The organism is Arthrobacter sp. NPDC058127, from assembly GCF_042884555.1.
Lineage (GTDB): Bacteria > Actinomycetota > Actinomycetes > Actinomycetales > Micrococcaceae > Arthrobacter.
The window spans coordinates 13,642-35,308 of the sequence record NZ_JBHVTT010000006.1 but is presented as its reverse complement, the minus strand read 5'-3'; the positions used below and the strand labels follow the sequence as shown (position 1 = coordinate 35,308).

General features: G+C 62.4%; 22 protein-coding genes and 2 pseudogenes. 15 read left to right on the top strand and 9 right to left on the bottom strand.

The genetic code is table 11. The annotated features are described in order from the left end of the window. Positions 1–4 precede the first annotated feature (4 nt). Positions 5–1,465 carry an MFS transporter gene (locus tag ACFVTG_RS10820; protein WP_390280269.1) on the top strand — a complete coding sequence of 487 codons (1,461 nt, stop codon included), beginning with the start codon at positions 5–7 and terminating at the stop codon, positions 1,463–1,465. 81 nt (positions 1,466–1,546) lie between these two features. Beyond that, positions 1,547–2,428, top strand: a complete 882-nt coding sequence (locus ACFVTG_RS10815; protein WP_390280267.1) for an aldo/keto reductase — start codon at positions 1,547–1,549, stop codon at positions 2,426–2,428. 45 nt (positions 2,429–2,473) lie between these two features. Here ACFVTG_RS10815 and ACFVTG_RS10810 read toward each other — a convergent pair. Then, a pseudogene (locus tag ACFVTG_RS10810) lies at positions 2,474–2,572 on the bottom strand (heme-binding protein); the annotation flags it as partial. Positions 2,573–2,902: 330 nt separating this feature from the next. Between ACFVTG_RS10810 and ACFVTG_RS10805 the strand changes: the two are divergent. The 5 genes from ACFVTG_RS10805 to ACFVTG_RS10785 all read left to right on the top strand — a co-directional run bounded on the left by ACFVTG_RS10805 (position 2,903) and on the right by ACFVTG_RS10785 (position 6,265). Then, positions 2,903–3,214, top strand: coding sequence for an HAD family hydrolase (locus tag ACFVTG_RS10805; protein WP_390280265.1), 312 nt, complete (start codon positions 2,903–2,905; stop codon positions 3,212–3,214). 298 nt (positions 3,215–3,512) lie between these two features. Then, positions 3,513–4,154, top strand: a complete 642-nt coding sequence (locus tag ACFVTG_RS10800) for a VC0807 family protein (protein ID WP_390280263.1) — start codon at positions 3,513–3,515, stop codon at positions 4,152–4,154. Between the two features lie 226 nt (positions 4,155–4,380). Further along, positions 4,381–4,830: a hypothetical protein gene (locus ACFVTG_RS10795; RefSeq protein ID WP_390280261.1), complete on the top strand. Its 450-nt coding sequence runs from the start codon at positions 4,381–4,383 to the stop codon at positions 4,828–4,830. A gap of 79 nt (positions 4,831–4,909) precedes the next feature. Further along, on the top strand, positions 4,910–5,830 hold the full coding sequence (locus ACFVTG_RS10790) for a DUF5996 family protein (RefSeq protein WP_390280259.1): 921 nt from the start codon (positions 4,910–4,912) through the stop codon (positions 5,828–5,830). Between the two features lie 87 nt (positions 5,831–5,917). Then, the gene (locus ACFVTG_RS10785; protein ID WP_284754879.1) at positions 5,918–6,265 is read left to right on the top strand and encodes a UBP-type zinc finger domain-containing protein; all 348 of its coding nucleotides are present in this window, start codon (positions 5,918–5,920) and stop codon (positions 6,263–6,265) included. Here the strand turns inward: ACFVTG_RS10785 and ACFVTG_RS10780 are convergent. Then, positions 6,205–6,366: pseudogene (locus ACFVTG_RS10780) on the bottom strand (hypothetical protein); the annotation flags it as partial. The gene ACFVTG_RS10785 and the pseudogene ACFVTG_RS10780 overlap by 61 nt on opposite strands. A 94-nt stretch (positions 6,367–6,460) precedes the next feature. Continuing rightward, the gene (locus ACFVTG_RS10775) at positions 6,461–6,781 is read right to left on the bottom strand and encodes a hypothetical protein (RefSeq protein WP_284754878.1); all 321 of its coding nucleotides are present in this window, start codon (positions 6,779–6,781) and stop codon (positions 6,461–6,463) included. A 207-nt stretch (positions 6,782–6,988) separates the two neighbouring features. On the opposite strand from ACFVTG_RS10775, the gene ACFVTG_RS10770 reads away from it, so the two are divergent. Next, positions 6,989–7,390, top strand: coding sequence for a hypothetical protein (locus ACFVTG_RS10770; protein WP_284754877.1), 402 nt, complete (start codon positions 6,989–6,991; stop codon positions 7,388–7,390). A 52-nt stretch (positions 7,391–7,442) separates the two neighbouring features. On the opposite strand, the gene ACFVTG_RS10765 is transcribed toward ACFVTG_RS10770, so the two are convergent. Next, positions 7,443–8,690 (bottom strand): MFS transporter, encoded by a 1,248-nt coding sequence (locus ACFVTG_RS10765; RefSeq protein WP_390280256.1) that lies wholly within the window; start codon positions 8,688–8,690, stop codon positions 7,443–7,445. A gap of 103 nt (positions 8,691–8,793) precedes the next feature. Between ACFVTG_RS10765 and ACFVTG_RS10760 the strand changes: the two genes are divergently transcribed. Further along, entirely contained in the window at positions 8,794–9,552 is a 759-nt protein-coding gene (locus ACFVTG_RS10760; RefSeq protein ID WP_390280254.1) for a DeoR/GlpR family DNA-binding transcription regulator, read from the top strand. Between the two features lie 72 nt (positions 9,553–9,624). Here the strand turns inward: ACFVTG_RS10760 and ACFVTG_RS10755 are convergent, their stop codons facing one another. The 4 genes from ACFVTG_RS10755 to ACFVTG_RS10740 form a co-directional block, all read right to left on the bottom strand. Then, positions 9,625–10,623, bottom strand: coding sequence for a sugar phosphate isomerase/epimerase family protein (locus ACFVTG_RS10755; RefSeq protein ID WP_390280253.1), 999 nt, complete (start codon positions 10,621–10,623; stop codon positions 9,625–9,627). Between the two features lie 97 nt (positions 10,624–10,720). Beyond that, complete coding sequence (locus ACFVTG_RS10750; protein WP_390280549.1) at positions 10,721–11,815, bottom strand: Gfo/Idh/MocA family protein; 1,095 nt, start codon at positions 11,813–11,815, stop codon at positions 10,721–10,723. Positions 11,816–11,962: 147 nt separating this feature from the next. Beyond that, the gene (locus ACFVTG_RS10745) at positions 11,963–13,099 is read right to left on the bottom strand and encodes a Gfo/Idh/MocA family protein (RefSeq protein WP_390280251.1); all 1,137 of its coding nucleotides are present in this window, start codon (positions 13,097–13,099) and stop codon (positions 11,963–11,965) included. After that, the gene (locus ACFVTG_RS10740) at positions 13,096–13,833 is read right to left on the bottom strand and encodes a sugar phosphate isomerase/epimerase family protein (protein WP_390280249.1); all 738 of its coding nucleotides are present in this window, start codon (positions 13,831–13,833) and stop codon (positions 13,096–13,098) included. Before ACFVTG_RS10740 ends, ACFVTG_RS10745 begins: the two co-directional genes overlap by 4 nt. Positions 13,834–14,324: 491 nt before the next feature. Between ACFVTG_RS10740 and ACFVTG_RS10735 the strand changes: the two genes are divergently transcribed. The 3 genes from ACFVTG_RS10735 (at position 14,325) to ACFVTG_RS10725 (ending at position 16,292) form a co-directional block, all read left to right on the top strand. Further along, a complete protein-coding gene (locus ACFVTG_RS10735; RefSeq protein WP_390280246.1) occupies positions 14,325–14,942 on the top strand; it encodes an HAD family hydrolase in 618 nt (205 codons plus the stop codon). Between the two features lie 103 nt (positions 14,943–15,045). Next, a complete protein-coding gene (locus tag ACFVTG_RS10730; RefSeq protein WP_284756026.1) occupies positions 15,046–15,633 on the top strand; it encodes a sugar O-acetyltransferase in 588 nt (195 codons plus the stop codon). Positions 15,634–15,638: 5 nt separating this feature from the next. Further along, on the top strand, positions 15,639–16,292 hold the full coding sequence (locus tag ACFVTG_RS10725; protein WP_390280244.1) for a TetR/AcrR family transcriptional regulator: 654 nt from the start codon (positions 15,639–15,641) through the stop codon (positions 16,290–16,292). Between the two features lie 48 nt (positions 16,293–16,340). Here ACFVTG_RS10725 and ACFVTG_RS10720 read toward each other — a convergent pair whose 3' ends face one another. Then, complete coding sequence (locus tag ACFVTG_RS10720; protein WP_390280242.1) at positions 16,341–16,982, bottom strand: TetR/AcrR family transcriptional regulator; 642 nt, start codon at positions 16,980–16,982, stop codon at positions 16,341–16,343. A gap of 325 nt (positions 16,983–17,307) precedes the next feature. Here ACFVTG_RS10720 and ACFVTG_RS10715 point away from each other — a divergent pair, with 325 nt between their 5' ends. From ACFVTG_RS10715 to ACFVTG_RS10705, 3 genes are read left to right on the top strand one after another with little or no spacing between them, the layout of a single operon-like run. Then, complete coding sequence (locus ACFVTG_RS10715; protein WP_390280240.1) at positions 17,308–18,921, top strand: GMC family oxidoreductase; 1,614 nt, start codon at positions 17,308–17,310, stop codon at positions 18,919–18,921. Beyond that, entirely contained in the window at positions 18,918–20,711 is a 1,794-nt protein-coding gene (locus ACFVTG_RS10710; RefSeq protein WP_390280238.1) for a thiamine pyrophosphate-binding protein, read from the top strand. Before ACFVTG_RS10715 ends, ACFVTG_RS10710 begins: the two co-directional genes overlap by 4 nt. A 14-nt stretch (positions 20,712–20,725) precedes the next feature. After that, complete coding sequence (locus tag ACFVTG_RS10705; protein WP_284756019.1) at positions 20,726–21,562, top strand: sugar phosphate isomerase/epimerase family protein; 837 nt, start codon at positions 20,726–20,728, stop codon at positions 21,560–21,562. Positions 21,563–21,667: the final 105 nt, after the last annotated feature.

Genomic DNA, 21,667 nt, shown 5'->3' with positions numbered 1-21,667 from the left:
TTGCATGGAGAGCATGAAACCTGAACCCGCAACAGCGTCCCACCCGGGAGCGATCCTGGCGATCATCCTCCTCAGCTACTTCATGATCCTGCTGGACAACTCGGTCATCTTCACTGCCCTGCCGAGCCTGCAGGCGGATCTCCGGCTGAGCACCGGCGAGCTCTCCTGGGTGCAGGATGCGTACACGCTGGTCTTCGGCGGCCTGCTGCTCCTCGGAGCCCGGGCAGGAGACCTACTCGGCCGCCGGCGGGTTTTCGTGTTCGGGCTGGTGGTGTTCTCGATCGCGTCGCTGCTGATCGGCGTCGCCCCGGCGGGCTGGTGGGCGATCACCGGCCGCGCCGTGCAGGGTATCGGGGCGGCGATCGTCGCGCCCGCCTCACTCTCCCTGCTCACCGCGAGCTTCCCGGAAGGCCGTGAACGGACCCGGGCCGTTGCCTTGTACGGCGCCACTGCAGGGATAGGCGCGAGCCTCGGCCTGGTGATCGGCGGGGCGTTGGCCCACTGGATCTCGTGGCGGGCAGGGTTCTTCGTCAACGTGCCCATCGGCGCCGCGATGATCGCACTCGCGCCGCGGTTCATCCCGGAAACAGGCCGGGCCCGCGGCCGCTTCGACGCCTTCGGCGCGCTCAGCGCCACCCTCGGTGTCGGCGCCCTCGTGTTCGGCATCATCAACACCGCCGACGCCGGCTGGAACTCGCCGATCACAGTCACCGCCGTCAGCGCCGGCGTCGTGCTCCTGGTCGTATTCGTGCTGATCGAGCGCACGGCGGCCCAGCCGATCATGCCGCTGCGGCTGTTCGCAAGCCGCCGCCGCACCGGCGCCTATGTCGCCCGGTTCCTGTATCTGGGCGCGATGATCGGGTTCTTCTTCTTCACCACGCAGTTCCTGCAGGAAGTGCTCGGCTTCGACCCCCTGCAGGCCGGCCTCGGATTCCTGCCCATGACCGCAGTCAACTTCGCCGTCGCGATGAGCATCCCGCGGCTCATCGGCAGGATGCCGGGTTCCATCCCGCTCGTGGCCGGCATCCTGATCACCCTCGCCGGGATGTTCTGGCTCAGCCGGGCCGGTACCGACTCCGCATACCTGACCGGGGTTGCCCTGCCGATGGTCCTCATCGGGGCCGGCCAGGGTCTCGCGTTCGCGCCGCTGACCTCGTTCGGCATCATCGGAGCCCCCGCGTCCGACGCCGGCGCGGCATCGGGCCTGGTGAACACCTTCCACCAGGTCGGCACCTGCCTCGGGCTTGGCATCGCAGTCGCCGCCGCAGCGACGGTCCCGGCCACGAGGCCCGCCGTCGCGCACCTGGCCGCCCAGGTCAGCGTCGCCCTCACGACCGGCAGCATTCTCCTGCTCGTGGCACTGGCCGTCGCGGCGGCCCTCATCCTGCCCGAGGACCTCGCGGCACGCCGCGCCAAGATACCCCGGGAGGCGGCGTCGGCGCTGCAGCTCGAAGCCGCCCGCTGAACCACCCGACCACCACTTCAAGGGGGTACTGACGTGCCCTCCCACAATCCCGCACATCTGCATACCGTGAAAGGCATGGACATGGAACTAACACTCAACAACGGCGTCACAATGCCCGCCCTGGGACTGGGCGTCTTTCAAAGCGCCCCGAAGCAAACGACGGCGGCCGTCGAGGCCGCGCTGGCCACCGGCTACCGGCACATCGACACCGCCGCAGCCTACGGCAACGAACGGGAAGTCGGTGAAGGCATCCGCGCCTCCGGCCTGGATCGTCCGGAGGTGTTCGTCGAGACCAAGGTCTGGGTCAGCGACTACGGTTACGAGCAGACCCTGCATGCCTGGGACAAAGCGACGGGCAAGCTCGGCGTCGACTACCTGGACCTATTCATCCTGCACCAGCCCGCACCCGACCGGTTCGAGAAAACCATCGCCACATACAAGGCGCTGGAGACCCTGTTCGCCGATGGGCGAGTGCGGGCGATCGGCGTCAGCAACTTCATGCCGCACCACCTGAAGCAATTGCTCGACTCGACTGACGTCGTCCCGGCGGTGAACCAAATCGAACTTCACCCCTACTTCACCCAGCGGGAGGTCCAGGCCGCCGACGCCGGGCACGGCATCCTTACCCAGGCCTGGTCCCCGATCGGAGGGATCACCTTCTACCCCGGCTGGGGTGAGGAGCGCCGGAACGTCATGAAGGACCCTGCAATCGCCGCCGTCGCACGGGCACATGACAAGAGTCCCGCACAGGTCATGCTCCGCTGGCACCTGCAACAGGGCCGCTCGGCCATCCCGAAGTCGACCAACCCGGCACGCATCGCCGAAAACTTCGACGTGTTCAACTTCGAGCTCGGAGCCGACGAACTCGCCGCCATCGACGCGCTCGACACCGGCGTGCGCAACGGACCGGACCCTGACGTAGCCCGCGAGGAACGCTTCGCCATGGTCATCCCCGAAGCGTAAGACAAAGAGAAGGAGGACCCACCCAGGCTTCGGTGCTTCGACCACGAGGTCGTGGTCGGCTTTTTGCGGGAGTCCGGAGACTGTTGCGGTGGCGACGCGCCCGGTGCCTTTGACGAATATCGGGAAGGCCCCGCCGTGGGAGGCATAGCGCGCTTCATCGAACCATCCGTTGTCTTCGAGCCTGCCTCGCGCCCGCGGAGGCGGTCAGGTCCGCCACGCGGGCCCGGGACGCCGGCGTCGAGCATGTCGAGCTGTCCTCCAGGAGAGCATCCGGCGCGGTCTCCAGCACCTCCCCGGCGTAGCCACACCCAGCGAAATACTGCGCGCGAATGCCCTCGGCCAGAGTCAGCGTCGTCGGGCTAAGCTCAGACTTTTCCTCCGACGCCGGGGCAGCGTCCCGAACCGCGCAGCCCCGGGCACCATCACATCAACGTCACATTGCCCTGGGCCAGACATTCCAAGACGGACACCGCCATGACCTCTGACAACGAGCGCCGCCCGCAGGCGGTCCTGTGGGACATGGACGGCACGCTCGTCGACACGAAGCCGTACTGGCTAGCCGCCCAGACGGAGCTGGCGCAGGAACATGGAATCGTTTGGACCACGCTAGACGCCCGGGCCACAGTCGGGCAGGCTATGCCAGCGACAGCGCGGATACTGAGGGAAAATGGGGTGGATCTCTCCATTTCGAAGATCATCGACGAGCTCATCGAACGCGTTGTGGCGAAACTGGAAGAAGGCATCCCGTGGCTTCCGGAGGCGGAACGAATCCTGGCCGGAAATTGAGGAGCATCCGGGGACGATTCAAGCCATTGCGGTGCTTGTTGACGCGGTTTCCTGCTCGCACCTACCATGGCGTTGCTGGCCTGTGAAGCTCGCTGTCACGGGCGGAGGGAAGCTGAAGATGGCAGCTCCGTGATCACCGATTTCGGTGCGGTCCCCGTTGCGTCGATTCCCCGTCACTGGTGCGGGGGATACCCCGCAACAGCGCTGCCGACTGCATGGTCGTCGGTCTTCTTGGGAAGAATGCTGGAGCCGGAGCGCTGTTGAAGAGCCGCATCCAGAAAAGGATGGAACACCCCTGATGAACGCTGAGCAGGCTTCGGGACGGGAACGTCCGGTGTTGATGATGCGCACGCTGGTCCGCGGCCTGGCGTGGGACGTTGGGTTACCGCTGGCTGCCTACTACGTCCTGCACCTTGCCGGTGCTACGGACTGGGTCGCGCTGCTGACGGCGACCGGGGCCGCCGGCTGCCGGCTGTTGTGGACCGCGTTGAAGCGACATTCCCTGAACCCGTTTGCGATGCTGATGGTCATCATCTTCGGACTCGGCCTGGGTCTGTCTTTCCTCACTGGTGACCCGCGGTTTCTCCTCCTCAAGGACTCGGCTATCACCGGTGGCATGGGTATTTCGTTCCTCGCTTTTGCCGCGCTGGGACATCCCTTGACATTGGACGCAGCCAAGACGTGGAGACCGGAGCGTGCCGGGGAGATGGACCGGGATTTCCACAGCAACCCGGCGGCGCACCGGTGGCACCTAAAGGTTTCCGCCGTTTGGGGTGCGGGACTGATTGCTGAAGCCAGCACGCGAGCCGTCCTGGTCTATCTGCTGCCTATTGATGTCATGGTGGGGATTTCTGCCGTCCTGGCAGTGATCGTTTTCGCCGCCCTCATCGCCTGGACTGTCTGGGACAGGAAAAGACGGCAAGCGGCGTGGTCTTCCTGACGGCGCGCCAGCTCTCGCGCTACCTGAGCGACCACGGAGTCTGGATGTGAGCTCCCGCCAAGTGTTCCTTCGGGTGCGAAACGGCGGCACTATGGAGGGAAGCCGAGCACAGCGTGGGGGAGCGGTGCTCCGCGCGATCGGCTGTCCGATGATGGAGGGAGAGGGTGGGATGGTTGCGCAGGGATCCCGCCGACGTCCGAGATTCCCGGGATGGGAAGTCGGGCCCGTGGCAGTCGGATTGGGCCTGGTGGCCCACCTGGTCTCGGGTGGCGTGTCTCCCGGGTTTCCGGTGCTGATCGCGCTGACGGCTCTGCTGAGCATGTGTGCTTCGCTGCTTGCTCGGATCAACCTACCGAGTTGGCTATTGCTCGTTCTCTGCGGCCTGGCCCAGCAGGTTCTGCATCTGGCCTTCGACCGGCTCTCCGGGACCTTCTTGCTTGGCGCGCCTGCCCAACATCAGCATGCAGCGACGGGTTTGCAGCCTGGGCAGCTGACCGCGACCCCTTTGGTGGCGTCCGGGCACTCACCGGATTTGATGCTGGACACGCACGTTGCCGCAGCCTTGCTGACAGCGTTGCTCGTCGCCCGGGCGGACATATCGGTCACGCGAGCGTTGGCCCTGCTCCACCGCACGACTTCGGGAGATCCACGCAAACCCCATCCGGGCACTCCTTAGCCATCCCCTACCAACCACGAACCTTCATTCGTGCGCAGCCGACGAGTGGACATCCTCGATAGACCAGTTTGGAGGCCAGATGGCTCACCCTGGATGGCCCCGGCTTCGGGTCGATGATTGGACCGCGAGCCGGGAGACCGTGCACATGTGGACCCAGATCATCGGAAAAATCCGCATGGCGCACGCACCGATGCTGAACCACTGGTGGCAGGTGACGCTGTACGTCACTCCGCGCGGACTGACAACATCAATGATCCCGTACGGCCGCGGTGCGTACGACATCGAGTTCGACTTCCTTCAGCACAGGCTCCACATACGCTCCAGCAACGGAACTTCAGCATTCGTCGTTCTCGGAGCCAAGTCGGTGGCCGAGTTCCATTCCGAGGTATTCGAGGCCTTGGGCCGGCTCGGTATCGAGGCGTCTATCCGCGGTATCCCGAACGAGGTGGACCCGGCCATACCATTCGCCGAGGACCATCAGCATGCCACCTACGACTCCGAGGCCATCGGGTTGTTCTGGCGGCAATTGGTCCAGTCGGACCGGGTCCTGAATGAATTCAGGTCCCGGTTCAGGGGCAAGGCAAGTCCCGTCCACTTCTTCTGGGGAGGCATGGACCTTGCCTACGCGCGCTTCTCCGGACGGGCGGCGCCGACCCACCCCGGAGGCGTCCCGAACTGCGCAGACTGGGTAATGGTGGAGGGCTACTCCCATGAGCTGAGCAGTTGCGGGTTTTGGCCCGGGGGAGGGGACGAAGGAGCCTTCTATGCCTATTCCTATCCCGAGCCCGACGGCTACGCCGAATATGTGAACGACACAGATGGCGTCGCCTACAACAATGACGGCAGGCTATACCTCCTCCCGTATGAGAACGTCCGTACGGCGTCGAACCCCGACAAGGCGCTGTTGCGGTTCCTGCAATCCACCTACGAGGCGGCCGCGGAGACGGGCCGCTGGGACCGAGCCGCGCTGGAGGTGGATCCGGCCCGCCGGCCGCGCTGACGACGAGGCCAGTGTTCCTTCGGCGCGAAATAGCCGGGCGTAAAGTAGTTGGTGGTCCAGAGGCACTCCGATACGAGGGAAGCCACAATGAATGCAGAACTAGGAATCGACGTTTCGATTGCACCCAGCGGACCTGGTTGCGTTGAATGCGAGGCCAATGGAGGCTGGTGGCTGCACCTTCGGCGGTGCGCCCAGTGCGGGCACATCGGCTGCTGCGACAACTCGCCGGGGCAGCACGCCACGGCGCATGCGCAATCCAGCGGCCACCCGGTCATCCGCAGCTTCGAACCGGGCGAGGACTGGTTCTTCAGCTATCCCGACTCTGCATTTTTCGCCGGACCGGAACTTGAACCGCCGGCGCATCACCCGCTCGATCAAGGCGTTCCGGGCCCGGCCCTGCGCGTCCCGGCTGACTGGCAGCAGCGACTGCACTGACCGATCAGGATGATGCGGCGGATGCGGTGTTGCTTGAGCTGCAGGTCGAGGTCGGTATTGGCGAATCCGCTCGATCCCCAGTGCTCGTGGATGGCGATTTCACCCGGCCAGGGCTGGAAGGCGTCGTGGAATGATCCGCCCCAGGTATCTTTGGCGAAGGGCTGGGCCTCCGACTACGTGCGGAGTATGGGGTTTCTAGGAAGCGTCGGTGATGTCGGCCAGAAACCAGTCCGGGGAGCTCAGATTCCGCTGCAGATGGAAAGTACGCAATGCGGAGTCGGAGTTGAGGCGGACCTGTAGCCGCCAGTATTCAACGGATGCGAGGCCTTCGCTGTCGGCGGCGGCCGAGTCGCTGCCATCCCGCCAGCTTCCGTGCCCGAACCAGTGCTCGGCGCCGGCCTCGGGATCCACGGCCCAGATGCTGCCGTCATATCGAACGGCCAACGGGATGCCGTCGGGGCTGAAGCGGACGGCGATCTCTTCTAGCGTGAGTGTGGCCTCGGCAGTGAGTGTCATTGATGTGTTCTTTCCCGGGTTGTACCGCGCCCCGTTGTCACGCGGGCTTCGCGAGGGCTGGCTCGGTTTTGTACGCACTCTTTTAATCGTTTGTGTCCACGGAAAAGGTACGCCCTCTGCAAAAGTCTTCGCTGCGAATCTCGCGGTTGCCTACGTTTGATTGGCCCCCGAATTGATTTCACAAACAGCGGCGCGATGCCTGCTGTCATGACTATAGTTTCCGGCTTAGGACTTTCGGTTACAGAAGCGATCGGACGTGGGCAGAAGAGCACTCCGAGAGGCAAGAACAGGGCAGATAATAGTGCTGAGCGAACCTTGGCAGGGCTCCACCTGGGAGGCGATGAAATGATTGCGGAAATCATTGTCCAAGTGGTGGCAGAGCTGATCCAGGGATGGTTCGATTGGCGGCCGACGGCTCGCCAGCGTGTCTTAAGGGCCCTGGATCTCTCAAGGAAGCCCGTCCTGTCGATGGAGCAGCGGGAATTCGGGCGGAAGTGGCTCACATACGGCTTGGGACATGTTGCGGACCTCGGGCTCGAATCTCAAGCAGGGGAGATTCAGAAGGCGCTGAAGCGTGTTGCATCCTTCCCCTGGGAAACCAGGGAGTAAGGCACTCGTTTCTGTCACGAAGCCCCTCAGTCCTGGGCTTTGCAGGCGCGATCTAGCTTCGCGCGTCCCTACTCGCGGCGAGTGCAAGCCCTGCCGGAGTTTCGTTGTCCGTGGTCACCGTCGAGGCCAGGAATGTTCCCACGACGCAGAAGAGCAACGGCAGCAAGAAGGCTAAGGTCAGGCCGAAGATGCCGCCCAGCCATCCAATGATCGCGGGGCCCGCTAGAAGCCCGATGTACCCGGAGCTCACAACGCGCGAGAGCGTCTTGCCCGCATCTGATCGGCCGATACTCCCGGCCGCAGTGTAAACCTGCGGAATGATCCCAGAGAGGCCCAAGCCGAAAAGCAGCCAACCGAAGAGGGACAAGGGATAGAAGGGAGACGCGACCACGACGAGCATTCCGGCTGCCGCAAGTAGAGATCCGAATCTCACGACCTTGACGGGTCCGACCGCATGTGAAACACGGTCCGCAAGGAGTCGGCCAAGGGTCATCGCGGCAGCGAAGGCCCCATACGCCAACGCAGCTGCCGCCTCCGGTTCGGCCAAATGCTCAACGGTTTGAAGTGCGCTCCAATCATTAGCTGCGCCTTCGGAGAGCAGCACCAAAAACGCGAGTAGTGCAAGGGCCAGCATTCTGCGCTTGGGTGCCGTTGGATGGTCTGGGGAGGCTGTCTCGCCCGATGTAGCGGGGTCTTCGTGTGAATCGAGCAATTCCTCAGAGGCTTTCGGAAGCATCGAGAATGCCGACCAAGCGGTACCAATCAGGCCCAGCAGGGCGGCGCCCAGTAGGATCCATGACACGTGTAGGTGGATCGCCTGGCCAGCAGCCCCTGTGACAGCACCCAAGGCTCCGCCGAGTGAGAAGAACGCGTGGAAGGCGGACATGATCGGCCGTCGATAGCCACGCTCGACCACCACCGCGTGCTGGTTCATAGCGACGTCTGTTAGGCCGTGACCGAGTCCAAAAATGAAGAGTGCGATGCCCAAGCTAAGGGCATCTGAAGCCATGCCGGGAAGGTTCACTGAGACCAGGAGAAGGCCAAGGCCCATCAGCGTCGGAGTTCTGCTGCCGAAGCGCTTGATGAGAAGCCCTGCGAATTGCATCGAGATGAGCGCACCGAGGCCAAGCAAAAGGATCAGCCCGCCGAGAACAGCGTGGGAAGTTCCTGTTCGTTGCTGGATGTCGGGGATGTTTACTAGCCAAATCGCCGTGAGGAACCCGACGATGGCGAATGCTCCGAAAACACCTGATCGTGCCCGTAGCAGTCGCGGGGAAGTGTTGCTGAGAGATGCAGCCATTGGAAGTCCTTTAGATAGGGTCGGCGACTCGCGGTGTGGAGACCCAAGTTGCTAATAGACATTACTAGATTTCGTTTGATCATGTTCGATGTATCATTTGATCATGAATGGAACCAAACGGCACGAGCGCATTTTGGAGCGACTGAACAGGGATGGGAAGGTCGACGTGGCCGGGCTGTCCGAGGAGTTTGGCATTTCTGAAGTGACCATTCGCCGCGACCTGGAACACCTTGCCCAGGCCGGTGTCTTACGGCGGACACGCGGCGGTGCGGTGAGCATGATGATGCTCGGAGAGGGACTTCCGTACGCCATGAGGGAAATAGAAGTCACGGAAACCAAACAACTTCTGGCGGCAGCGGTTGCCAAGCTGGTCCGAAGCGGTGAGGCCGTGGCCCTCGATAGCGGCACGACCTGCGTTGAGATAGCCCGTGTCCTCGTCGGCACCAGGCTCACCGTGATGCCGTTTTCAGTCCAGGCGATCGGCGCCTTGTTCGGAAACTCCACGATAAATCTCATTACCCCCGGCGGGTCCGTTCGCCATGATGAGGGATCGATAGTGGGGCCCCTGGCGGAGGCATCACTCCGCTCTGTTCGGTTCGACACAGCCATCATTTCGCCGTGCGGGGCATCGCCGGAAGATGGTGTGATGGCGCACGATCTCCAGGACGCTGCCGTCAAGCGAGCCATCATTGATGCCTCCAGAAGGACGATTCTGGTTGCTGACAGCAGCAAGTTCTCCCGCTCGGCCATGGCCGCAGTTTGTCCGTTGGAGTCAATCGACATCTTGGTGACTGACGCGGCAGTGCCTGAGCAGGTGGTTGAACGACTGAGCGCCGGTGGGGTGCAAGTAGTTGTGGTTTGAATCGTGAAGCTCGCGGGCTCATTCAAGAAGACCGGCAATGCACACGGGCAGGCAGTCGCTCCTTGAACGTCCTTAGTCCTGGTTGAAGGCGGCGTCGAAGCTGGTTTGGGAGGGCGGGTAGTCGTATTTTTTGAGGTTGGCGAGGGCTTCGGGGGCGCCGTGGAGGCGGTCCATGCCGGCGTCTTCCCATTCGACGGAGATCGGGCCGTTGTAGCCGATGGCGGTGAGGGCCCGGAAGCTTGATTCCCAGGGGACGTCGCCGCGTCCGGCGGAGACGAAGTCCCAGCCGCGGCGCGGGTCGCCCCAGGGCAGGTGGGAGCCCATGACGGTGTTCCGGCCGGTGGGGCGCAGCTTGGTGTCCTTGCAGTCCACGTGGTAGATCCGGTCCTTGAAGTCCCAGATGAAGGAGACGGGGTCGATGCCTTGCCACATGAAGTGCGAGGGGTCCCAGTTCAGCCCGAACGCTTGGCGGTGCCCGATCGCTTCCAGGGTGCGGACGGTGGTCCAGTAGTCGTAGGCGATCTCGGACGGGTGGACTTCGTGGGCGAAGCGGACCCCGTTCTCGTCGAAGACGTCCAGGATGGGGTTCCAGCGGTCCGCGAAGTCCTGGTAGCCGGCCTCGATGACCTTTTCGGGGACGGGCGGGAACATGGCCACGTATTGCCAGATGGAGGAGCCGGTGAACCCGACGACGGTGTCCACGCCGAGGGCTTGGGCGAGGCGGGCGGTGTGTTTCATTTCCTCGGCGGCGCGCTGGCGGACGCCTTCGGGGTCCCCGTCGCCCCAGACCTTCGCACCCACGATTCCCTGGTGGCGGAAGTCGATGGGATCATCGCACACGGCCTGGCCCTTGAGGTGGTTGGAGATAGCCCAGACCTTGAGGTTGTATTTGTCCAGGATGGCGAGTTTGGACTCGACGTAGCCGGGTTCGTCCCAGCGCCAGGCGTCCAGGTGGTCGCCCGAGACGGCGATTTCCAGGCCGTCATAGCCCCAGCCAGAGGCGAGCTTGGCGACTTCCTCGAAGGGCAGGTCGGCCCACTGGCCGGTGAACAGGGTGTACGGGCGGGGCATTGGTTCTCCTAGGGAAAAGTTTCGGGGGCCGGGGGAAGCCGGACGGCGGTTGTCAGCCGGCGGTGTTTGGTGGCGGGCGGTTGTCAGCTGGCGGTGTTTAGTGGCCGGCGACCTGGATGATGGCGGATTTGGCGTCGGCTGATTCCTCGATGGCGGCCAGGACGTGCTGGACGGCGAGGCCGTCCTCGAAGGAGGGCGAGGGCGGGGTCCCGGCGTCGAGCGCCAAGAGGAAGTCGCGGATCTGGTGGGTGAAGGTGTGTTCCCAGCCGATCACGTGGCCCTGGGGCCACCAGGCGTCCATGTAGGGGTGGTCGGGTTCGTTGACGAGGATCCGGCGGAAGCCCTGCTCCCGGACGGGGGCGGTGGCGTCCAGGAAACCGAGTTCGTTGATGGTTTCCAGGTCGAACAGGAGCGAGCCCTTGTCGCCGTAGATTTCCATCGTGAGGGAGTTCTTCTTGCCGGTGGCCATGCGGGAGACTTCCACGGAGGCGAGGGCCCCGGAGGCGAGGGTCAGGGTGGCCCAGGCGGCGTCGTCGACCGTTACGTGTTCGGGGCCGTCCGCGCCGGGGCGGGTGTCCACGAAGGTGTGCAGCCGGCCGGAGACCTCGGTGACGGTGTCCCCGAGCAGGTACAGGACCTGGTCGATCGCGTGGGAGGCGATGTCACCCAACGCCCCGGATCCGGCGGTTTCCTTGTTCAGCCGCCAGGTCATCGGTGACCCGGGGTCCGCGAGCCAGTCCTGGAGGTAGGCGGCGCGGACGTGCCGGACGGTGCCCAGCCTGCCTTCCGCGATGAGCTCGCGGGCCAGGGCGAGGGCCGGGACGCGGCGGTAGTTGAAGCCGATCATGGACTGGATACCGCGGGCCCGTGCGGCACGCGCGGCGTCGGTCATGGCTTCGGCCTCGGCCAGGGTGTTCGCGAGCGGTTTTTCCACGAGCACGTGCTTGCCCGCCTCCAGCGCCGCGATGGCGATTTCGGCGTGCATCCAGCCCGGGGCGCAGATATCCACGATGTGGATGTCATCGCGTTCGATGACCTGACGCCAGTCCGTGGCGGACTCGGCCCACCCGTACCTGGCCGCGGCCCCGGCGACCTGTTCCGCATCCCGGCCCACGAGCACTTTCTGCTCGAAGGCCGGGACGTCGAAGAAGCTGGCCACGTTCCGCCACGCGTTCGAATGGGCCTTGCCCATGAACGCGTAGCCGATCGCGGCGACACCCAGGGGTGTCCTGCCTGTACTGCGTGCCGCATTGATCCCCTCCGGGGAGGCGCCGGTCTGAGGGGAGGCGCCGGTGTGGGGGGTGGTGGGGGTAGAGGCGGGGCTGGTCATGGGTGATTCCTAGAGGGTGGCGGCCATCGGGTCCCAGTCCTCGGGGAGGGCCTGGGAGGTCACGGCGGAGCTGTCGACGCCTACAAAGGTGCCGGTTTCGGCGGACTCGGAAATGGAGACCAGGGTATCGACCACGTGGTAGGCCAGGGCTCCCTGGGCGCGGTGCGGGACACCGGCGCGCAGGGACCGGGCCATGTCCAGCACGCCCATCCCGCGGCCGTGGGCCGGTCCCGTGGCCGGGATCGTTTCGGCTTCCTCGGCCCCGGCGCGCCAGAGTCTCAGGTCCCCGTCGAAGTAGTTCGGATCCGGGACTTCCAGGGTGCCTTCGGTGCCGGTGATCTCCACGAAGCCCATCCGCAGGCGGGGGGATTCGAAGCTGAAGACACTGTGCGAGGACGCTCCGCCTTCGAACTGGAGCATCGCGGAGACGTGGGTGGGGACCTCGACGGGGAATTCCTCCCCGGCCCTGGGCCCGGAACCGACCACGCGGACGTCCTTGGCTTTGGACCCGACGGCGGCGACGCGACGGACCGAACCGAAGGCCTGGACGAGGGCGGTGACATAGTAGGGGCCCATGTCGAAGAGCGGGCCTGCGCCGTGGGCGAAAAGGAACGCCGGGTTCGGGTGCCAGGATTCCGGGCCGGGGGTCTGGAACATGGTCAGGGCGGTCAAAGGCGTGCCGATGTCGCCGCGTTCGATGACCCGCCGGGCCGTCTGCAGGCCCGCGCCCAGGAACGTGTCCGGGGCACAGCCCAGACGGATGCCCGCGGCGTCGGCCGTCTTCAACAACGCCAGCCCGGACTCGCGGTCCAGGGAGAACGGCTTCTCGGTCCAGACGTGCTTGCCCGCGTTCACGGCGGCCGTGGCCACCTCGACATGGGCTGCCGGGATGGTCAGGTTCACGATGATCTCGACGTCGGGATGGTTCAGCGCCAGCTCCGGCGAACCGAACTCGGGGATGCCGTATTCCTTCGCCCGGGCCTCCGCGGCTTCCCCGAACAAATCCGCGATGACGTGGACCTTCAGGTCCGGGAAGACCGTCAGGTTGTCCAGGTAGGCCTTGCTGATGTTGCCCGCCCCGATGACCGCGACCCCCACCGGCCCCCGGCGGGCGGACGGGGTGGACTGGTGCGTTGCGGCGCTCATGCGTTCACGCCAGCTTCGAGGTACCGCAATGAGGCTTCCATTGCTTCGAAGATGTCTCCGGCGTAATCATCGAACTCCACAACGCCAACCTCCAAACCAGGGACCGCATTGATGGCTCCCCAGATGTCCATTTGTCCCTGTCCCGCGGGCAATTGGGCAAGGAGGTCCATATTCACGGGACCGTCCTTGATATGAACGGCCACAACCCTGCTGCCCAGCCGTTTCAGCAATTCCACGGGATCCTGGCCTCCAACAGCTGCCCAGTAGGTGTCGACTTCCAGGACCAGTTCCGGGTCAAGGAGGCCTTCGAAGTACTCCAGCGCCGTCTGGCCCTCGATGATGGACTCAAGTTCCCATTGGTGGTTGTGGTAGCCGACGCGGATGCCGTATTCGGCACCCTTCTTCGCCGCCTCGTTGAGCTTTGCAGCGGTGGCCTGGATGTCCTCGGCGTTCTGCCAGTGCTCGGCAGGCAGGTACGGATCGATGACCGTGGAGATGCCCAGTTCCTTCGCAGCGGCGAAGATCTCATCCTGGTCCTGGCTCAACAGCGGCGCATGCCCCGTTGGAGCAGAAATGCCGTTGTCGGCGAAGGCACGGGCGAGCTCATCAGCGCGGGCAACAAAGTCATAGGGCTCAATCTGGTCATAGCCGATCTGCGCAAGGCGCCGGATGGTGCCGGGAAGGTCGTCTTCGACAGCGCTGCGCACGTTGTAAAGCTGGACAGAAAAGTTCATTGCGACGGATTCCTTTGATTTGGAGGGGCGTAGGCCATGCTGCTGACGCCTGGTCTTCTGACGGGACGTTGGAAGACGGACGGCCCCGAAAGTACAAAAGACTTACTTATGAAGATCAACTCAAGACTAAGGGAAACTTTTGATAGTTGGCAAGCAAAAGATGGGTGCTACTCGATGAATCCTCTGGATGCGTACGATCGTCCACAAACCCTGCTGTCAGGAGTGCGCGCGAACCGTCCGAGGCTGGACGCCGAGTCAAAGTGAGGAGTGAACGATCATAGCTGGCTTTCATTTGAAACTCGTACAGTCTACTCTTTGAAACAAAGTATGTATTTGGCGAGCAAGGCGCCTGATTGATGTGCCCTTGCCGGGGCATTCAGCCCGCTGCCCGGCAGGCCGTCACGTGAGCGCATTCTTGGGTGAACCGCCCGCATCAGATGTCTCCTGCTCAACCGAACCATCGATTCCCAGTTGAAAGGCAAGCAAAGGCTATGGCCGTACAGGATTCAAGCGATGTACTGATCTTCGATCTCTTCGGTGTGATCGCCAAAGATCAAAGTCAAGAAGGTAGGGACGCACTATTGGCCACCGGAGGGGTCCCGGAGGAAGACTTTTGGGCGGCGTACTGGAACCAACGTCCGCCGTATGATCGCGGAGAGGTCACCGGCACCCAGTACTGGACCGCCGTTTCTGGCCAATTGGCTGCGAGTTTCGATCCGAACCGGATTGGGCAACTCATAGACCATGACATCGCCAGCTGGTCCGTCGTCGATGATCAGATGATCGCCCTGTTGGAGGACCTGTCCAGGACCCGACGTCTCGCGTTGCTCTCCAACATTCCGCGGGAGATCGGGGAATACTTTCTGCGAAGGCACCGGTGGCTCGACCTGTTCGAAGTCCGAGGACTGTCTTATCAGATCGGATATGCGAAGCCTGAACGGGAAACTTTCGAATGGTGTGTCCGCGAGCTCGGGATTGAACCCCACCGAGCCCTCTTTATCGACGACAGAGAGGAAAATATCCGAGCTGCCCAGCAAGCCGGGCTCCGGGGCCACCTGTTTACATCTCGCGAGGCGCTCAGCCAGATGTTCGAGGCGAACAGAACCTGATGGGGGGCCGGAGGCATTGCGGTAGTCCCAGTCCAGGGCATGCTTCTCATCGCGCGAGCTCGTCCGCCACGCCGAGTGGCCATTCTTTAGTACAGTTGTACACATGGCGGCCGAGTATTTCCGAGACGACCCCCGGAGCAACCACGAACGGATGCTCGCGGGCGATCTCTACATCTCCGATGATCCACAGATCCTCGCCCGACAGCAGCGCGCTATCCGCCTGGCCGGGGCATATGCATCTGCCTACGCTGAGGACATTGATGCGGCTCAGCCGCTCATACATGAGCTCATCGGATGCCTGGCCGAAGGTGCCCATATAAGGCCACCAATATTCGTCGACTACGGATCCAACATCAGCATCGGTGAGGGCACGTTTATTAACTTCAACCTCACTGCTCTTGACGTGGCCACGATTTCAATTGGAAGCCATTGCCAAATCGGCCCGAACGTCCAACTACTGACGCCGACCCACCCCGTGGCGGCTCAACCCCGAAGGGACAAGCTGGAATCGGCTAAGCCGATTGTCATCGAAGACAACGTGTGGCTCGGCGGGGGAGTCATCGTCCTTCCCGGCGTAACGATCGGCAAAAACACCGTCGTGGGTGCCGGGGCAGTCGTCAGCCGCGACCTGCCTCCCAATGTCGTAGCCGTGGGGATACCGGCTAAAGTCATCAAGTCCATTGAAAGCTAAGGAAAATGGCTAAACGGCGGGTTGATCCGGATCGGCGTGACCGAATCATTGAAGCGACATTGGACCTGATTGCTGCCGAGGGCGTGGCTGGCACTTCACATCGGAAAGTGGCTGCCCTTGCAGATGTCCCGTTGGGGTCCATGACCTATCATTTCGCGGGAATGGACGAACTTCTGCACGAAGCTTTCACGCGTTTTGCCACCCGTATCAGCGACCGCTTCGAGCGGCGAATGAACGAGGCTTCGACGATTGATGCGGTCAAGGAGGCCGTCGTCGAGATGATCATGCAGGATACCTATGGCGATCGGGACGCTCTCGTTCTGACGTTGGAGCTCTACACGCTGGCGGCCCGTCAAGCGAAGTTCCGGCACCTCACTCACGATTGGATGATGCGCAGCCGCCGTGCCTTTGAAAGGTACTTCGACCCGGATGTGGCTCGACAACTGGACGCGCTCGTCGAAGGACTTTCAATCCATCGAGCCTTTGAACCGCGCGACGACGACCGCGAGTTGGTGTCGAACGCCGTCGACAAGCTACTCAGGGAAGCGCCGTTGCATCCGGTAGCGCCTTCGCCGGTTGACGCTTCGATCACCTTTTCCGACGAGCTTCATCCGGCAGTGTCCATGCCTGTCCGTCGATTGCGCACTTCTGGCGGCTAGTCGGCGACGCGGCATTGAAAGGCAAGCCAAGCTGCGGCCACCGCGCACCTAGGGATTACGCGATGGGTCCAAGGACCACGAGCCAGCGATGACTCTTGCTACCGGGTCGGCTGCAAGCGGTTCTCCGTCATTTGGGGCAACGCCCCTACGAAGAGTCAGGCCGTCCATGAGAATCTCCAGAATCTCCGCCGTTATTGGGTCGAAGTACCGTTTCAGGATTTTGGCGCTACCTTCTACCCACTTATTCGCGATGTTGCGCAAGGCAGGCTCACGAATGACCAAAGCCTGAAATTCGCGAGACAGGGCCATGTATCGCGGGGGATCAGCGGTGGCATCTTCTTGAATCATGGCCAAGATGACTTTGCCTGCGTCATGATGATCTCGTGCTGGTTGTAGCCGGTCCTCGAGCCGGGCGAGGGACTGGCTTACAAAGCGCTCGAACCCTGTTTCCAAGAGCTCATGCATGCCGCTGAAGTGGTAGGTCATTGAGCCCAGGGGAACATCAGCCCGGGTAGCGACCTTCCGGAAACTAGTGCCGGCGACACCGCTGTCGGCAATGACCGCGAGCACTGCGTCAATAATCCGATTCCGACGATCCGGATCAAAACGTCGGATTCGGAAGGTGGCATCCGAACGGGCGGACCGCTCTACATCAGCGGGAAAACGGTCCGGCGGATCCTGTATATCCATCAACTCTGCACCCTCCGAATGTGTACGCTCGTACATTGTTTCCGATGTGTACGATCGTGCACTAGATTTCTAATGCGTACGATCGTACACTAATGGAACAGAATGTGAGCAGGGCCACGTGAGGAGCGTCCCAACTTGCAGAAAATCGCCTACCGGGAGACTCTAACCAAACTTCATGCTTGAGTAAATCCACAATCCGTGTACTCTTACTTATAGGTGATGTGACTCTCAGTGGTGACCTACTCCATAACTTCGTAGTCCGCTGGCAGGTCCAGACTCACGCACCCGGCCTAGCAATGGCCAGAACCGAGAGGTAAATTCCAAAATGACTGTTGAGACTTCTTTGCAGATCGATGGCCCTGCAAAGTCCAGCTACGACGTCGTAATCGTCGGAAGCGGCATGGGCGGCGGTACGCTGGCCTACGCATTGAAGGACGCTGGTGTCAGCGTATTGCTCATCGAGCGCGGAGGGTTCGTTCCGCAGGAGAAGCAGAACTGGGACCCGGACGCCGTGTTTGAGCACGGCCGGTATAAAAATGCTGAAAAGTGGTACTCCGACGCGGGAGAAGCTTTCAGCCCTGGCACGTACTACTACGTCGGTGGCAACACGAAATTTTACGGGTCATCCTTGGTGAGGTTTCGACGCGAGGATTTTGTCGCGAGCGAACACGAGGACGGTACTTCACCGGCTTGGCCGTTCACGTATGACGACATCGCACCCTACTACTCCCGGGCAGAGAGGGTGTACAAGGTCCATGGAGACCAACACGATGACCCCACGTTGCCACGCGACGAGCCCTTTCCTTACCCTGCGATCGGGCACGAACCTGAGGTGCAGGCAGTTGCGGATGGGCTGAGCAAACAGGGACTGACTCCGTCCAGTATCCCGTTGGGAATCGACTGGCGCCAGGGCGGGGCCTGCATCCGCTGCCGCACTTGCGACGGTTTCCCATGTCGCGTCCTCGCCAAAATGGATGCCGACGTCGCGTGTGTACGACCGGCTCTTCAAACGGGCAACGTGGAACTGCTGACCGAGGCGTATGCCGAGAAGGTGCTCACCGACGAATCCGGCCAAACCGCCACGGGCGTACAGATCGTCCACAACGGAAAGACCGTCGTCGTCGAGGCCGGAAAGGTCGTTGTTTCTTGCGGCGCCGTCAACTCCGCGGCGCTGTTGCTCCGGTCCGCCACCGACAAACACTCCACCGGCCTCGCCAACTCTTCGGGAATGGTCGGCAGGAACTACATGGTGCACAACAACAGCATCATGATCGCCTTGCACCCCAGGAGGAACAAAGTTGAGTTCCAAAAGACGCTCTACTTCAATGACTATTACCTGAAGGGCAACGCGGATTTTCCGTACCCGCTCGGTCACGTCCAATTGATCGGCAAGCTCCAGGGCGCCATGCTGGTCGGTCAGAAGCCGCTCATTCCAAAATGGGCCCTTGAAATTGCGGCCGGCCACAGCATGGATTGGTGGCTCTTCACAGAAGATCTTCCGGATCCGGAAAACAGGGTGACCCTAAGGAACGACGAAGCCATCCAGATCAGTTGGAAGCCCAACAACGTTCGGGCACACCAACACCTCGTCAAGGAGATGAAACGCATTCTCCATAAGATGGGCTATCCACTGACCTTCAGTGAAACCACTGGTATTGCAGTGAACTCCCACCAGGCCGGAACGATCCGGGCCGGCGATGACCCGCGGTCGTCCGTGCTCGACCCCAACTGCCGGACCCATGATGTCAAGAACCTCTTCGTCGTCGACTCGTCCTTCTTTCCCTCGCTTCCAGTGATGAACCCGGCATTGACCATTGCCGCAAATGCCTTCCGTGTCGCGGAACATATCGTGCCCGGCGCAGCCCTGCGCCACTCCGAGACGCGCGACCCCGAATTCCTACCGCTAACCCCCGTATTTACAGGAAGTAAGAACAAATGACTGATCAGCAGCTGACCGGTGGACAGATGATTGTCGACTGCCTCATCCGAGAAGGCGTCGAGCGTGTCTTCGCCGTCCCCGGACACGGCAACACGGCACTTTTGGACGCCTTCGTTGACCGTGCAGACGAGATCGAAGTGATCCCCGCCATGCACGAACAAGGCGCCGCCCACATGGCTGACGGGTACTACCGCGCTTCTGGCAAGATCGCCGCAGTCTGCACCTCGATCGGACCCGGGGCAACGAACACCTTGACCGGCCTGGTCACCGCCTTCGCGGACTCGCAGCCCTTCATCCTGATCACCGGCGCCGTCCACACCTACATGGAAAACCGCGGAGTCCTTCAGGAAATCGACAGGCCGCACGGGAACAATTTCCCGCGCATGGCCGAGCCGGTCGTCAAGCGTTGGTGGCAGCCCAGCCGCCTTGAGCAGATCCCGATGGTCATGGACCAAGCCTTCAACACGATGTACGAAGGGCGGCGCGGTCCCGTGCTGGTGGACGTCCCGCAGGACCTGCAGGCCGAATACGGCGACTACAAGCGCATACCAGGTTCCCGCCGCGCCCAGACCCGCGCAACCGGTGACGCCACGGCAATCGCCGCCGCCGTGGCACTCCTCAAGTCTGCCAAACGGCCCGTCATCCTCGCCGGTGGCGGTGTCATTGCTGCCGCGGCAAGCGAGGAACTTCGTGCCATCGCTGAACGACTCGGCGCTCCGGTCACCCACTCATTCATGGGCAAAGGCTCCTTCCCTGCGGATCACGAACTTTACGCTTGGCCATGCGGCGACATGGGCTCCATCCCGGGAAACGGTGTCACCCGCACGGCCGATGTAATTCTCGCCGTCGGTTGCCGTTTCAGTGACCGCATCACGTCCTCCTACAAGGAAGGCGTCACCTTTAACATTCCGTCCATCACCAAGCTCGTCCAGATTGACATTGACGGATTCGAAATCGGCCGGAACTACCCGGTTGAGGTCGGAATCGTTGGCGACGCCAAGACTTCCCTGGCCGCCATCCGAGATGGACTGGGCGACGGACACGACTACCACGGCACCGAGTACTTCGCCGAGCTCCAGGACCTCAAGGCCAAGTGGGAAGAACACCTGCGGCCGATGCGTGAAACCGACTACCTCCCCATGACCAATTCACGGGCAATGGTCGAAATCCGCAAGGCACTGCCCCGGGACGGCATTCTGGTTACCGACTCCAGCAATCCGGCCAACCAGGCATTCAATGAATTCCCCATCTACGGGCCTAAGACGAACATCGTGGCCGGCGGCATGTCAGGAATCGGCTTCGGGCTCCCGGCTGCCATCGGCGCGCAAATCGCAGTTCCCGGGACACCGGTCCTGGCGATGGTCGGGGACGGCAGCTTCCTCCAGACAGGCACCGAGCTGTCCACCGCGGTGATGCTCGGCACACCGTTGGTCGTCGTCGTTCTGAACAACGGTGGCTGGGAAGCCATCAAGGATCTTCAGATCAGCCTGTTCGGCGCTGAGCGCCGCTTGGTCACGAATTGGAGCACTCCTGACGGGAAGCCCTACTTTGCCAACATTGCCGAGTTCGCACGTTCCCTGGGCTGCACCGCCGAGCGGATCGAAGACCCCGCAAAGCTCGCGCCGGCGATAGAACGTGCCTTCGCCACCGACGGGCCGGTCGTCATTGAGGCCATGAGCGCCACCGAGCTGCCGTGGACTGAGATGCATCCGACCGGTTGGTGGGACATCACCGTTCCGGCTTACCACGGTGACACCCGTGATGAATACGTCGCTCAGCGCGGGTTCTAACCAGGAGAAACATCATGGGTGACATCAAGCTCGGACTCAACCTCGAATTTGCACGATACGAAAACGGCTCATTTGACTGGGCGATGGACCGTGCAGCAGAAATTGGCTACCGCTATGTCGAACCGATGGTCCACTGGGGCCGGGAGTTGCTCAGCGAGGCCGGCTATTTCCACAGCCGCTCGATGCTGGACGACCCGCTCAAACTCAAGCAAGCAGCTGAGAGCCGGGGCCTTCAGATTTCATCGCTCTCAAGTCATGCCCCCCTGGCCAAACCCGACATCGCCGTGGACTACCTCAAACAGTCCATCCGGTACGCAGCGGAGTGCGGGGCGCCGATGATCATGGTCGACGACGGGCCCTTGCCGACGTGGACCACAGAGGAGGAGAACTTCACATTGATGAAGTACACCCTGCAGGAGGCAGCCCTCGTCGCCGAACCTCGCGGGATCGCAATTGCGATCGAAACCCATGGTCCTTACACGGCCACACCGGCCGGGTTGGACCGCCTGATGAAGCTGATCGACTCGCCAGTCCTAACGATCAATCTGGATACCGGGAACAGCTACCTGAGTGAAAATGATCCCCATGCTTGGCTGGAAGACATCGTGTCAAACGTCACGCACATGCACGCCAAAGACATCTCAGTCGAGGATGCCAAGAGATACCGCGGCAAGGTCCGCGGGATGCTTGGCTGCGCCTGCGGGGAAGGGGTCATTGACTGGGAACGGATCGTCCGCACCCTCGCGGACGCTGACCACGATGTGGTCCTCTCAGTCGAGTGCGGTTCGCTCGATGCAGCGGTAAAGAGCTACAGCTACCTCAGCGAGCTGATCTCAAAAGTGCGCACCTAACAGAGATCGGTCCCTGATCCGGCCGCCGGATCCGCGCATCCGGCGGTCGTCGAAGCCGGACCCAGATGTCCACGCGAGGCGGGAAAACCAAGGACAAAGATGACC